The organism is Hyphomicrobiales bacterium (assembly GCA_002869065.1).
GTDB lineage: Bacteria > Pseudomonadota > Alphaproteobacteria > Rhizobiales > Rhodobiaceae > Rhodobium.
Genome location: PKTR01000004.1, coordinates 124,462 through 138,458 on the forward strand (window position 1 = coordinate 124,462; position 13,997 = coordinate 138,458).

The window sequence follows — 13,997 nt, forward strand, 5'->3', positions numbered from 1 at the left end:
TAATGAAAATAAATTGGACCGGGGGAAAGCTTCCTTCCTAGTCTGCTTTCGAGACAGCTCGAGAGCATGCAATGTCAGATTACCAGACCATTCTCTATGAACAGGACGGGCCCCGCGCCCGGATCACCTTCAACCGCCCTTCGGTGCTGAACGCGCTGAACAATCAGGTGTTTGAGGAAGCCCTTTCGGTATTCGACAGGCTGCCGGCGGAAACCCGTGTTCTGGTTCTTACCGGGACGGGCGACAAAGCCTTCGCAGCCGGCGCCGACCTTGAGGAGATGCAGCGGCGTACGCCCTGGGGTGACATGGATTTCGGCATTCGCCGCGAACTGGCGAAACGCCTCGAAGACTCACCCTTTCCGACCGTTGCCGCGATCAACGGTTTTGCGCTCGGCGGCGGCCTCGAACTGGCGCTGGCCTGCCACCTCCGCTTCGCGTCGTCGAACGCGATCCTCGGCCTGCCCGAGAGCCGCCTCGGCATTCTGCCGGCAAATGGCGGCACGGCGCGCCTGACGCGCCTGATCGGCCGCGGCCGCGCGCTGAAGATGATCATGCTCGGCGAACGCATCGATGCCGAGGAAGCCGCCCGGATCGGCATCGTCGACTGGGTTGTCCCGCAGGCCGAATTCACCGCAAGCATCGACGCCCTGGTGGAACGCCTGTGCGCCCTCGCCCCCATTGCCACGCGCGCCGTGATCGACACCGTTTCTCGTTCGGCCGACATGACCTGCGAACACGCAATCGACTACGAGCACCGCTGGTTCCAGATCTGCCTCGCCAGCGCCGACAAGCAGGAAGGCGTCAGCGCCTTTCTCGAAAAACGGAAGCCTGAATTCGGCAAGACCGGCTATGCCGGCGAAAGCGAGGGCAAGTGAGCGCCGAAACATCACCGCCGACGCAAGAAACGCTGCGCGCCGCTGGCATGCGCGGCATTCCCTTCGACTGGGAAGACCCATTCCTGATCGACAGTCACCTGAACTCGGAAGAAATCCTGATCCGCGACACCGCGCGCGATTTCGCCCAGTCGCAGCTGCTGCCCCGCATCCTTGAGGCCAATCGCCACGAGTCCTTCGATCTCTCACTGATGAAGGAGCTGGCGGAGCTAGGCTTCCTCGGGGCAACGATCGACGGCTATGGCTGCGCCGGCATCAACTACGTGTCCTACGGGCTGATCGCCCGCGAGTTCGAGCGCGTCGACACCAGCTTCCGCTCCGCGCTCGGCGTTCAGAGCACGCTGGCCATGATGCCGATCTATCTCTACGGCTCGGAACAGCAGCGGCAGAACTACCTGCCGGCACTCGGCGCCGCCGAACGGCTCGGCTGCTTCGGGCTGACCGAGCCCGATCACGGCTCGGACCCCTCGGGCATGAAATCGCGAGCCCGCTCCGTCGAGGGCGGTTACCGGCTGAGCGGCAGCAAGACCTGGATCACCCACGCCCCGATTGCCGACGTCATGATCGTCTGGGCAAAGAACGACGAAGGCGTCGTCAACGGCTTCATCCTCGAACGTGGCATGAAGGGTCTGTCGACCGGCAAGATCGAGGGCAAGTTTTCCGTCCGCGCCTCCCCGACCGGCCAGATCCACATGGACGATGTGTTCGTGCCCGAGGAAAACCGCCTGCCGGGCGCGCGCGGCATCAGCGCCCCCTTCGGCTGCCTCAACAATGCCCGGTTCGGCATCTGCTGGGGCGCGATCGGATCCGCCGAGGCCTGCTGGCATGCCTCGCGGCAATACGCGCTCGATCGTCTGCAATTCGGCAAGCCGTTGGCCGCGAACCAGCTTATCCAGAAAAAGCTCGCCGACATGCAGACCGATATTACCCTCGGGCTGCTCGCCTGCCTGCATGTCAGCCGGCTGCGCGACGAAGGCAAGGCGTCGTCCGAAATGGTCTCTCTGCTCAAGCGCAACAATGCCGGAAAGGCGCTCGATATCGCCCGGCAGGCCCGCGATATCCACGGCGGCAACGGCATATCCGACGAATATCCCATCATCCGGCACCTAATGAATATGGAAACGGTCAACACGCTGGAAGGCACGCATGATATCCACGCGCTCGTACTGGGGCGCGCACAAACCGGCATTTCAGCATTCTAGGACAAGAACAAAATGACGCTTGCGGCAACCGACCGAAACGAAATCATCAAGAAACTGATCTCTCCGGAATCCGTGGCGATCATTGGCGCGTCCGCCGACTTCGCCAAAGTCAACGGACGGCCGCTGAAGCACCTGATCGAAAAGGGCTACAAGGGGCGCATCCTTCCGATCAATCCGAAGTATGACGAGATTGCCGGACTGCGCTGCTACCCCGATGTCGCTTCGCTGCCGGAAGCCGCCGACCTGGCAATCGTTGCCGTTCCCGCCGCCGGCGTCATCGCCGCGATCGAACAGCTCGGCCAGCGCGGCATTCGCGCCGCCGTCATTTTCAGCTCCGGCTTCGGTGAAATGGGCGCCGAGGGCAAGTCCCTCGAGGCCCGCCTTGCACAGACTGCGCGCGATGCCGGCGTGTGCCTGCTCGGCCCCAATTGCCTCGGCTTCATCAACGCGTTCGACAATCTCTACGCCACCTTCAGCCAGTACGCGGACGGCGAGACCAATGCGGGCCCGATTGCGTTCGTCACCCAGTCCGGCGCGTTCGGCACCGCCATCGCCGCCCTCGTGCGCCAGCGCGGCCTCGGCCTCGGTTATTTCATCAACACCGGCAACCAGGCCGATCTCGACTTCAGCGAATTGATGATGGCGGTCATTGAGGACCCACGCATCAAGGTCGCGGCCGGCTATCTTGAAGGCATCACCGACGGTGCCGCGCTGATCCGGCTCGCCGAAAAATGCCGGGCGCTCGGCAAGCCGCTCGTTCTTACCAAGGTCGGGCGGCTCGCCTCGGGCGCCAAGGCAGCAGCCTCCCATACCGGCGCGCTGGCCGTGGCTGATACCGTGTTCGACGCGGTCGCACGCCAATACGGCATCATCCGCGCCCGCAACGAAGAGCAGATGCTCGATATCCTCGAAGCCTTCTGCCAGGAACGGCGGGCGCACGGAAACGGCCTCGGCATTCTGACCCAATCGGGCGGCGCCGGCGTCATGATGGCCGACCGGGCCGAGGAAGTCGGCCTGACCGTGCCGGAACCGGAGCCGGAAACCCAGAAGCGGATGAGCGCCGTCATGCCGGCATTCGGCGCGGCCGGAAATCCGGTCGACGTCACCGGACAATTCGTTGCCCGTCCCGAATTGCTGACCGAAACGGCGGTCGCCCTGCTCGACGATCCCAACATCTCGGTCGCCATCATCTGGCTGCAGCTGATGCACAGCCATGTCGACACGCTGATCGACATATTCGCCGACATCCAGTCGCGGTCCACGAAACCGTTCCTGGTGTGCTGGGTGGCGGCCCCGAAAGCCGCCCTCGACCGGCTGCGGGAAATGGAAATCCCGGTATTCGGCGCCGGCGAACGCGCCGTCGAGGCCGCGGCCGCAATGGCCCGTTATGGCGCCGCCTCGCAACGCATTGCAGGCACCGCAGCCCTGCCTTCTCTGCCGGCCGGAAGCCTGCCGAACGCACCTGTTTCATGGGGCGCGCAGCCCTCGGTGGATGCCCTCGGCTGGTTGACGCAGGCGGGCATTCCGCTGGCGGGCGTTGCCCTGGCACGCGCCGCGGACGAAGCCGTCAGCGCCTGGCGCTCGTTCGCCGGGCCGGTCGCGCTCAAGGTCGAATCCCCCGACATCCTGCACAAATCGGACTTCGGCGGCGTGCTGCTCAATCTGAACAGCGAAAGCGAGATCCGTGACGGCTACAACAAGCTGACCGCACTGGTCGCCGATTGCCAGCCTGACGCGAAACTGGACGGCATTCTCGTCCAGGCGATGTCCGGCGGGCATGTCGAACTGGTCGTCGGCGTGCAGCGCGATCCGGTGTTCGGCATGATGGTCATGGTCGGGTTCGGCGGTATTTTCGTTGAGATCCTGAAGGACGCCTCATTCCGCCGGGCGCCATTCGATGAGACCGAAGCCGCCAGCATGCTCGACGAACTGCGCATGGGCCCGCTGCTCGACGGCGCACGCGGCAAACCGCCCGTCGACCGCAAGGAGATCGCGGGGCTGCTTTCGCGGTTGTCCGTCTGGGCAGATGCCATGCAAGACACGCTCGCCGAACTCGACCTCAATCCGGTCCTTGTCGGAGCAGACGGCCCCGTCGCCGTCGACTGCGTGATGATCTTCCAGAAAAACGACGGCAGCGCCTGATTGGGCCTGCCGTCCTCAAAATCACTGACATTTCATGTCGAGGGAGCGTGCCGGGGTGCGGCTCACTCCCACTCGATACTGTTATAGGCTTTCTCGACTGTCTATCCTTTACACAAGACATTGTTTTAATTTGCTTTTCCAGACAGACCTCTGAGGTCGCCCGACCAGATACCGGGCTAGTTTGTAGAACTCTGAAGATCGCCAGATTCGCAAAACTCCTTGTTTCACGGGGGATGAACGGCGTTTCACGAGGACTATTGCGCATCAATATCACCCTCCACCATTCACGGTCGAATGCCGACCAGCGTAAATTCTCCGTTTTACTAAATATATATAGATATACCAGAGCAACATGCAAAGGAGATATAGCCAATGAGACAGCTACCAAGAAGTATACTATTCAGATGCGACGATACATTAAACGACGCATTATCGATATTTACGGGACTACAACATGACCGGTCGTCACGATCTGACGTAATCCGGAATGCAATAAAGCATTACATAGCAAAGGAACTTATCAGAATGGAGAGAGGAGAATGACAATGCAATTAATAGATGAAGGCAAAAGGCACTTCCCCGGAGCGCTCGTATTTTTCCGACAGGACATTATGCGAGAACCAAAAAGCAAAGATTATGTTTGCGTATACATGGACAAGAAGAGCGGGATTAAACTATACTTCAGAGAGGATGAGTTGAGATGAAGGGCAAAACAAACAAATTATCTAATATTAGCACAGAAGAACTTTCGTTAGAAAGAGATTTACTACTAAACATTCTCGAAGAAGAACAAAGCATCGAGATCGCAAATCGCGCCCTGAGGATCATTTATGAGCTCAGAGAGCGCAACGACAATTCAAATTAGTCTTATTATGAATGCCTTGAAGTGTGAGGCACCACCTTATTGTCGATCATAATATCGTTTTAAGACACCCACACAGACTAATTTAAACGCCATTCAATAATCTCCGGGACATTTTCCGGCGGAATGGATTTCTATTGTCTAATTACATGTTTTACTTAATAAAGGAGAGTAACATGAACTATAAAAACATCAAAGAACAAAAACAATCATTTTTGGATTATCTATCAGGACCAAGGCTTCACAACGATGATCTATACCTTGTAACAATAACTCCAAATTTCAATACAAATAAGGATGAACCATTATTTAAATTGGCAAATGATGTTATCAGAAGTATTTATCATTATATGCATCCAAATAATAAAAGGAACTGGCATCGGAAGAAGAACATCTTCCCCATTATGTGGGGATTCGTTGAGAGACGGGCAAAATTCAAAGTCCATTCAAAGACACCTGTAAGTCAATATTCGAACAACGTACTTCTCCCACACATCCACGGGATACTCGTTGTCAACAAAGACATTTCTGAACAATTCAATATCGGAGAATGCCTTGATGATCCTTGGAACAATCTGTCATTAGCAAGCATTCCAAACCTCAAGAGCATAGATATCCAGCTGATCACCGAGACTCCGGAGAAGGCTATCGACTATGCCGTCCAGATTGATTGGAATGGCGACAATTGGGACGTTATAGGCTTCGGCAATTCGGATGCAGCTTACGTGCACAAGAAGACTGCCGCTTAGACGGAACCGTCCCGACCAAACAAGCCTCGAAGGACCCTCTCCTTTTCAGCATGGTAGTAGGTGTTCTGGATATGCTTCAGCGACGTCCCGACGTTTTCCGAGAGAAGGAATGCATCAGCGCCGTTCAAGATGGCTTCACTGATGTGAGAATGCCGGAGAGAGTAAAAGGTCAGCTTCTTCCCCGACGCCTTGAAGCCGCAATCGACCATGATCTCTTTCCACAGATCATAAATCACACGACGCGACAGAGGCTCACCCGAAGCGCTGGCAAAAACGTAGTCAGATTTTCCGGTCCATTTGGCATAACGGGCTAGCCGTTCAAAAAGCTCTGCCTCACGGGCATAGACGACCCTAGAGCCGGTTTTCGTGTCCTTCGGCACCTTGATCTCGACCATCCTCTCTTCACCGCTTTGGAAGGTCGAGATCATATTCCAGCGCAGCTTTCTCAACTCGCCTAACCGGCAACCGGTCGCCAATGCGATCAGAACGAGATCGCGAACCATTTTTCGGTGATAACGCTCTTCAGCATCACCGACAGGCAAATGCCAGCGCTCAACAAAGCTCTTGAGAGTTTCCAGCTCTTCCCGGCTGAAGGCATCTCGCCTTTCAACGTCCTTCGCCCTTGACCGTATTTTCGGGAACCTAGGGCGACCGAATGATGCCGGCAGATATCCACGTTCAATGGCGAACTTGAAGACAGAGCCAATAAAGCCCCGTTCGTTTCTTAAAGTGCACCACCGAACTTTAGGTGCCTTCTGCCGTCGCCATTCAAAATAGCCCTCGAAGTCCGTCGCCTTAATTTCCGACAACCGACGGTTTCCGACGTAAGTTTGTAGCCATTTGGAGAAGCTTTTTAGGGTCCCTATTCGCCCCTCTGTGATCACGCCAAGCCGAGCTTCGGACTCCTTGACAGCAAGGTATTCACTAATGACTTCAGAGAGATATTTTGAGAAGACAGATTCACCAATGCGCACACGAGCAAGGATATCCAGATAGATATCCTTCGCAGCTTCTTTGGCATCATCAAGATTTTTTCTCTTTGTTGTTCTGGTAATATACTTTTTCTCTTGTGGTATCCAAGCAACAAAAGAGAAGTATTCACCAGACTTTCGAGTCTTTACTACTTTTACTCTACCATCAAGGATTTCATGAACTTCAGTATAGTAGGACTCTTTTGCGCCCTTCCTGAGCTTCCTCGCAGGCTTTTCAATGCCACGATCTTCATGCGGCGCAATGTTTCCGTCAGTTTGGAGATTGCCGGTATCCGTCATTAGGATTCCCCTTGAATCCCAACAACGACATTCCCGGCAACGCCAACCCTATGGAAATGGCAGAAAAAAGATAACTTATTGAAATAGCTTACACTATCAATGGAAATGCGAGCCGCTGATCGCCGGGCATTATTCCCACTCGATGGTGCCGGGCGGCTTCGAGGTGACGTCATAGACGACGCGGTTGATGCCGCGCACCTCGTTGATGATGCGGGTCGCCGCGCGCGACAGGAATTCCATGTCGTAGTGGTAGAAATCCGCCGTCATGCCGTCGACCGAGGTCACGGCGCGCAGCGCGCAGACATATTCATACGTCCGTCCGTCGCCCATCACACCGACGGTCTGCACCGGCAACAGCACCGCGAAGGCCTGCCAGATGGCGTCGTAGAGCCCCGCCTTGCGGATCTCATCGAGATAGATCGCATCCGCCTGGCGCAGGATATCGAGCTTGTCGCGCGTAACACCGCCCGGACAGCGAATCGCCAGACCCGGCCCCGGGAACGGATGGCGGCCGACGAACGGCTCCGGCAGGCCAAGTTCGCGGCCAAGCGCCCGCACCTCGTCCTTGAACAGTTCGCGCAGCGGCTCGACGAGCTTCATGTTCATGCGCTCGGGCAGACCGCCCACATTGTGGTGTGACTTGATCGTCACCGACGGACCGCCGGTGAACGACACCGACTCGATGACGTCGGGATAGAGCGTGCCCTGGGCGAGGAATTCCGCCCCGCCGATCTTCTTCGCCTCATCCTCGAACACGTCGATGAACAGCTTGCCGATCGTCTTGCGTTTCTTTTCCGGGTCGGACTCGCCCTCAAGCTGGCCGACGAAAAGGTCTTCTGCATCAACATGAACGAGAGGAATGTTGAAGTGCCCCCTGAAGAGGGAAACGACCTCTTCGGCCTCGTTCTTCCGCATCAGGCCGTGATCGACGAAAATGCAGGTGAGCTGATCGCCGATCGCCTCATGCAAGAGCACCGCGGCAACCGAGGAATCGACGCCGCCCGACAGGCCGCAGATCACCTTGCCGGTGCCGACCTGGGCGCGGATCTTCTCGATCGCCTCGGCCTTGAAATGCGCCATCGTCCAGTCGCCGGACAGGCCGGCGATCTTGTGGACGAAATTGGACAGGAGCTTCGCCCCATCCGGCGTGTGCACCACTTCCGGGTGGAACATCAGGCCGTAGTAATTGCTTTCCGGCCGACCGAACACGGCGAACGGTGCGCCGGCGGAACGGGCGAACACCTCGAAGCCTTCCGGCATCTCGATGACGCGGTCGCCATGGCTCATCCAGACCTGATGCTGCTCGCCGGCGTTCCACACGCCCTCGAACAGCGGGCAGTCCTTCTCGACCGTGATGTAGGCACGGCCGAATTCGCGGTGGTCGGAGCTTTCCGCCTTGCCGTCGAGCTGGGTGCACATGGCCATCTGACCGTAGCAGATGCCGAGCACCGGTACGCCGGAGTCGAACACTGCCTGCGGCGCCCGTGGCGAGCCGATATCCGTCGTGCTCGCCGGCCCGCCGGAAAGGATGACAGCCTTTGGCTGCATGGCATGGAAGGCGGCTTCGGCGTTCTGGAAGGGAACGATCTCCGAATAGACGCCGGTTTCGCGCACCCGTCGCGCAATGAGCTGCGTTACCTGGGAGCCGAAGTCGATTACGAGAACGGTGTCAGTCATGTCTTTCGCATAGGCGAGACGGCGCGACTCGGCAAGTGCGATTTACGCGAGGAGAGCGCATATCCCCGCACGATTCGCCGCAATGCACCCATTCAGGCCGCACGGCGCAGGAGCGCGACGAAAAACCCGTCCGTTCCGGCACGCGCCGGCGTCAGACGCAACGCATCGCCGAAGCCCTCCACCGGCGCCCGCAAACCATCGGGCATCGCCCCGCCGAGCGTCGTCAGCCATTGCTCGCCCGGATCGGCAAGCCGGAACTCCGGCCGTTCCGAAAGGAAGGCCACGATCTGCTCCTCGTTTTCCTGCGGCAGCAGCGAACAGGTCACGTAGACAAGCATTCCGCCCGGTGCGACGAAGTCGGCGCCCTCCCCAAGAACCGCCTTCTGCTCGCCGATGCGCAGATCGAGCGCGCCCGGCGCGAGCCGCCATTTGGCATCCGGACGGCGACGCCACGTCCCGGTCCCCGTGCAAGGGGCGTCGACCAGCACCACATCCATGCGTCCGGCTAGATCGGCCAGCGCATCCGGCTCGCTTGGCAGGCGGAGCTGGACGTTGCGCGCGCCGGCGCGCTTCAGCCGCTCACGAATGTCGCCGAAACGCCGCGCGTCGCTGTCATAGGCAAAGATTTGGCCGCTATTGCCCATCTCGGCCGCCATGGCGAGCGTCTTGCCGCCACCGCCGGCACACAGATCGAGCACCTGCGCGCCGCCGCGCGCACCCGACAGGATCGCCGCCAGTTGCGAGGCCTCGTCCTGCACCTCGAACCAGCCCTTGAGAAAACCCGCCTCGGACGCGAGATGCGGCGTCCGCCCCGGCCCATGCGGGGCAGCGATCCGCACCCCGACCGGCGACAGGGGTGTCGGCTGCGGCGAAAACCGCGACAGCGCGGAAAGAACCTTGTCGCGCTCCGCCTTAAGCCGGTTCGCCCGAAGATCGACCGGCGCCCGGCCGGCAAGCGCCCGTCCCTCAGCCACCGCATCCTCGCCGAACAGAGCCGCAAAGGACGGCCACAGCCATTCCGGAACATCCGCCGCGATGTGCCCCGGAGCATCGGCAAGCGCATCGGCAAGCGACGCATCAACCTGCCCGCGCGAAAGCGCTGCACGTTCCTCGTCGCTCAACGGCTCAGGCGCGTGGCGGTCTTCGGCAAACAGCGCGTCGATCTCGTCGACGCCCTTGCCCCAGACGAGGCCGTAGACCCCGAGCACCTGGGCGCGCGGCGTATCCGCTCCCATCCGCCACGACAGCGACGCACGCTGACGCAACGCATCGAACACCAGGCTGGAGATCGCCCCGCGGTCGCCCGATCCGGCAAAACGGTGCGACAGACCCCAGTCCTTCAGCGCATCCGCCGCCGGGCGACGCCGTTCGGCGATATCGCTCAACACCTCGATTGCCGCTTGAATTCGTCCGCCGTCGCGCATATCTGATCCTGACCTGCCGTTACGTTATTCGCTGGTGCCGGTGAACTCGGGACAGCCGGAAACCACACGACGGCGCCACTCATACGCCGCATTGCGCCGCGATTCGAGCCACCAATCGCGTTAAAAGCCGCTGATTTTAATTAAGCCGGCATTTTTTCCGTGTTCGGGTCTTGAGTTATTCAAGAACGCTTTTAAAATTTATTCTGAACTGTCTTTCGCTTTGGTACATGACATGACGCAACAATCGCTTGAACGCCTTCTCCGCCGCGCCGGCCTCCGCCCGACCCAGAAGCGGCTCGATATCGCGCGCCTGCTGTTCGAGGATGGCGACAAACACGTCACCGCCGAAGACGTCATGGAATTCGCTCGCCGCAACAAGGTTCGGGTGTCGCAGGCTACCGTCTACAACACGCTCAACCAGCTTTGCGCCGCCGGCCTGCTGAAGCGCATCGTACTCGACGGGTCGCGCACCTTCTTCGACACCAACACCAACGACCATCACCACCTTTTCCATGAAGACGACGCCAGTCTTCAGGATATCCCCGCCGACGCGATCAGCATTCTTGGTCTGCCCGAACTGAACCAGGACGAAACGCTGCGCTCGGTCGAGATCATGGTCCGCGTGGGGCGCGCCGACGGCGCCGCCTGAGGCAAATCCGACCTCCCTCCTTACGGTGAGATCCGCCGCGCCCGACCGCAGAGCAGCCCCGGGAAAGGCCTGTCATGCGCCGAGGTTCGACGCCCGCTCCGGCCGTATTGCGAACCCCTCGCAAGTTATGCGTACATTTGCATAGAAAAATATTAGAACGGTTCTGAATTGCGTTGACGGCGGCAATGGGACGGCTATTGTAGGGAGCGTCGCAGGGCTTTCGGCAGACGGCGCCACCGTTCGGCTGTCGGAATTTTCACCCCACCCTGCTCCCAATCTTCAGGAGGACACTATGGATCTTGCAAGCAGCAAAACCCTTGACAATTTGAAGGAAGCCTTCGCCGGTGAAAGCCAGGCCAACCGTCGCTATCTGTATTTCGCACAGAAGGCCGACGTTGAAGGCTACAACGACGTTGCCGCCGTTTTCCGCTCGACCGCTGAAGGCGAAACCGGCCACGCCCACGGCCACCTCGAATTCATGGAAGAAGTCGGCGACCCGGCGACCGGCCTGCCGATCGGCTCGACCGCCGACAACCTGAAGGCCTCGATCGAAGGCGAAACCCACGAGTACACGGATATGTACCCGGGTATGGCCAAGACCGCTCGCGACGAAGGCTTCGACGAGATCGCCGACTGGTTCGAAACCCTGGCGAAGGCTGAAAAGTCCCACGCCGGCCGTTTCACCAAGGCTCTGGAGCAGATGGACTAATCCAGTCCTGCACCATCGGGGTGGCGCCACCGGCGCCCCCCACCCTTGTCCGCCGTTTCGAAAATCGCATTTGAACGAGGGCGGCCTTGCGGCCGCGACAACGATGACGAACACCACTCCCCGCGAAGGGTCGACAGAGGCCCCCACCCGCCATCCCATCGACTGGCAGAGCGAGTCGTTCTACGACGAAGCCGCCATCGAAGCGGAGCTGACGCGCGTCTTCGACATTTGTCACGGCTGTCGCCGTTGCTTCAATCTGTGCGAATCCTTCCCGCGCCTGTTCGACATGGTCGACGAATCCTCGACCGGCGAACTCGACGGCCTCGACCCGAAGCGCGACTATCCCAAGATCATCGAAGCCTGCACGCTGTGCGACATGTGCTTCATGACGAAATGCCCCTACGTGCCGCCGCACGAATTCGACCTCGATCTGCCGCATCTCATCCTGCGCTATCGCGCCGCCGAGTTCCGCAAGAAAGGCGCGCCGTTCACCGTCAAGCAGCTGTCCGAAACCGACCGTAACGGCAAGCTCGCAGGCTCCGTTGCCGGCCTCGCCAACTGGGGCTCGAAGCGCGGCAACAGCCTGACCCGCCCGCTACTCGAATCGACGCTCGGCATCGACCGCGACGTCGAACTGCCGAAGTTCCACAGCAAGACCTTCTCCAAGCAGGCCGCCTCGGGTGCGCCGACCGTCAACACCGACGCACCGGCGCATGGCCGCAAGGTCGCGCTCTATGCCACCTGCTTCGTCGATTACAACGAGCCGGGCACCGGTGTCGCCGCGCAGGCGGTGCTCGCCAGGAACGGCGTCGAGAGCGAAGTCGTCTATCCCGCCTGCTGCGGCATGCCGCATCTCGAGCATGGCGACATCGAGAAGGTTGCCAACCAGGCGAAGATCGTCTCCACCGAACTGGTGAAGTGGATCGACAAGGGCTACGACATCGTCACGCTGACCGCGAGCTGCGGCCTGATGCTGAAGTTCGAGTGGCCGCTGATCCTGCCCGACGATGAAAACATCAAGAAGCTGTCCGGCGCCGTCCGCGACATCTCCGAATACATGGTCGATATCGCCAAGAACGAGGGCCTCGCCCCCGGCCTGCAGCCGGTCGAAGGCGGCATCACCGTGCACATGGCCTGCCATGCGCGCGCCCAGAACATGGGTTCGAAGGCGGCCGAGATGCTGCGCAACATCCCCGACACCAAGGTCGAGGTCGTCGAGCGCTGCTCCGGTCACGGCGGAACCTTCGGCGTGCTGAAGGAGACCCACGACTGCGCCGTCAAGGTGGCCAAGCCGGCCGTCGGCCAGATCAAGCGCAAGAAGTCCAAGACGCTGTGTTCGGAATGTCCGCTCGCCTGCAAGCACCTCATCCAGGTCATGCAGGATGGCGGCGACGAGGTCCCCGAGTCGGGTCACCCGATCGGCATCCTCGCCCGTGCCTACGGCATTCCGTACTGATTGCATGCCGCCCAAAAGTGGGCACCGGTTTTGGGACCACGACATGCAAATGAAAACCGGCTTGAAGCACGGCGCATAGAACCCGTTTCTGCGGCATGCGTTGAGCCGAGCCAACTGAAACAACTGACGTTTTCCGCACCCGACCGGAACGCCCATCGCCGGTGACCGGGTAAGGTGCGACCAGACGATTGGAGGATTTTCCATGCCTGCTGCAGACCGCTGCATCACCCGTGAAGACATCATTTCCGACGACGAGTTCGGCAAGGTCCGCGCCGAACGCCGCAAGGCCATGCTGCCGACCAAGAAGCTGCGCCGCATCCATGTCGGCCCCTTCGCGACCTTCTACTTCGAGAACTTCGAGACCATGCTCTTCCAGATCCAGGAAATGCTCTACATCGAGCGTGGCGGCGAAGAGCAGATCAAGGACGAGCTGAACGCCTACAACCCGCTCGTGCCGCAGGGCAGCGAGCTGGTCGCGACCGTGATGCTCGAAATCGAGGACGGCAAGCGCCGCACCGAAACGCTCAAGACGCTGACCCACATCGAACAGCATATGTTCGTGCAGGTCGGCGACGAGAAGGTCTATTGCGTGCCCGAGGAAGACGCCGAGCGCACCTCGCCGGATGGCAAGACCTCCTCGGTCCACTTCGTCCGCTTCCCGTTCAGTGACGCGCAGAAGGCCGCCTTCGCCGGCGCGCAGGTCATCGTCGGCATCGACCACGAGAACTACGCCCACATGGCCATGCTCTCGGCCGACAGCAAGGCGGAACTGGCGCGCGACTTCGCCTGAACGATCAGCTCTGTTTGGACATGATGAAAGCCGGGCTCACGCCCGGCTTTTTGTTTGGCTCACCAACTCCACGCGCAACCACTTCTGTCTGAAGCCTCTGTCATTGGATGCCGGATCAAGTCCGGCATGACGACGGAGAGGACTCCACCAAGCGGCTACTCTCTGCCGTTTTC

11 protein-coding genes are annotated in these 13,997 nt (G+C 59.7%); 8 read left to right on the forward strand and 3 right to left on the reverse strand.

Features of this window, described 5'->3' with window-relative positions; all coding sequences use genetic code 11:
- Positions 1-71 precede the first annotated feature (71 nt).
- The 4 genes from C0606_13070 to C0606_13085 all read left to right on the forward strand — a co-directional run bounded on the left by C0606_13070 (position 72) and on the right by C0606_13085 (position 5,848).
- Positions 72-875, forward strand: a complete 804-nt coding sequence (locus C0606_13070) for a hypothetical protein (GenBank protein PLX36746.1) — start codon at positions 72-74, stop codon at positions 873-875.
- A gap of 47 nt (positions 876-922) precedes the next feature.
- On the forward strand, positions 923-2,095 hold the full coding sequence (locus tag C0606_13075; protein PLX36928.1) for an acyl-CoA dehydrogenase: 1,173 nt from the start codon (positions 923-925) through the stop codon (positions 2,093-2,095).
- 12 nt (positions 2,096-2,107) lie between these two features.
- Entirely contained in the window at positions 2,108-4,237 is a 2,130-nt protein-coding gene (locus C0606_13080; protein PLX36747.1) for a CoA-binding protein, read from the forward strand.
- A gap of 1,266 nt (positions 4,238-5,503) precedes the next feature.
- Positions 5,504-5,848: a hypothetical protein gene (locus C0606_13085; protein PLX36748.1), complete on the forward strand. Its 345-nt coding sequence runs from the start codon at positions 5,504-5,506 to the stop codon at positions 5,846-5,848.
- Here the strand turns inward: C0606_13085 and C0606_13090 are convergent.
- The 3 genes from C0606_13090 to C0606_13100 all read right to left on the reverse strand — a co-directional run bounded on the left by C0606_13090 (position 5,845) and on the right by C0606_13100 (position 10,220).
- Positions 5,845-7,119 (reverse strand): hypothetical protein, encoded by a 1,275-nt coding sequence (locus C0606_13090; protein ID PLX36749.1) that lies wholly within the window; start codon positions 7,117-7,119, stop codon positions 5,845-5,847. The genes C0606_13085 and C0606_13090 overlap by 4 nt on opposite strands.
- A 129-nt stretch (positions 7,120-7,248) precedes the next feature.
- Positions 7,249-8,796: a GMP synthase (glutamine-hydrolyzing) gene (gene guaA, locus C0606_13095; protein PLX36750.1), complete on the reverse strand. Its 1,548-nt coding sequence runs from the start codon at positions 8,794-8,796 to the stop codon at positions 7,249-7,251.
- Positions 8,797-8,888: 92 nt separating this feature from the next.
- Positions 8,889-10,220, reverse strand: coding sequence for an MFS transporter (locus tag C0606_13100; protein PLX36751.1), 1,332 nt, complete (start codon positions 10,218-10,220; stop codon positions 8,889-8,891).
- A 232-nt stretch (positions 10,221-10,452) separates the two neighbouring features.
- Between C0606_13100 and C0606_13105 the strand changes: the two genes are divergently transcribed.
- The 4 genes from C0606_13105 (at position 10,453) to C0606_13120 (ending at position 13,824) form a co-directional block, all read left to right on the forward strand.
- Positions 10,453-10,869, forward strand: a complete 417-nt coding sequence (locus C0606_13105; GenBank protein PLX36929.1) for a transcriptional repressor — start codon at positions 10,453-10,455, stop codon at positions 10,867-10,869.
- A 292-nt stretch (positions 10,870-11,161) separates the two neighbouring features.
- The gene (locus C0606_13110; protein PLX36752.1) at positions 11,162-11,578 is read left to right on the forward strand and encodes a rubrerythrin; all 417 of its coding nucleotides are present in this window, start codon (positions 11,162-11,164) and stop codon (positions 11,576-11,578) included.
- Positions 11,579-11,681: 103 nt separating this feature from the next.
- Positions 11,682-13,034 carry a glycerol-3-phosphate dehydrogenase gene (locus C0606_13115; protein PLX36930.1) on the forward strand — a complete coding sequence of 451 codons (1,353 nt, stop codon included), beginning with the start codon at positions 11,682-11,684 and terminating at the stop codon, positions 13,032-13,034.
- Positions 13,035-13,236: 202 nt separating this feature from the next.
- On the forward strand, positions 13,237-13,824 hold the full coding sequence (locus C0606_13120; protein ID PLX36753.1) for a DUF3501 domain-containing protein: 588 nt from the start codon (positions 13,237-13,239) through the stop codon (positions 13,822-13,824).
- The last annotated feature ends 173 nt before the right edge of the window (positions 13,825-13,997 follow it).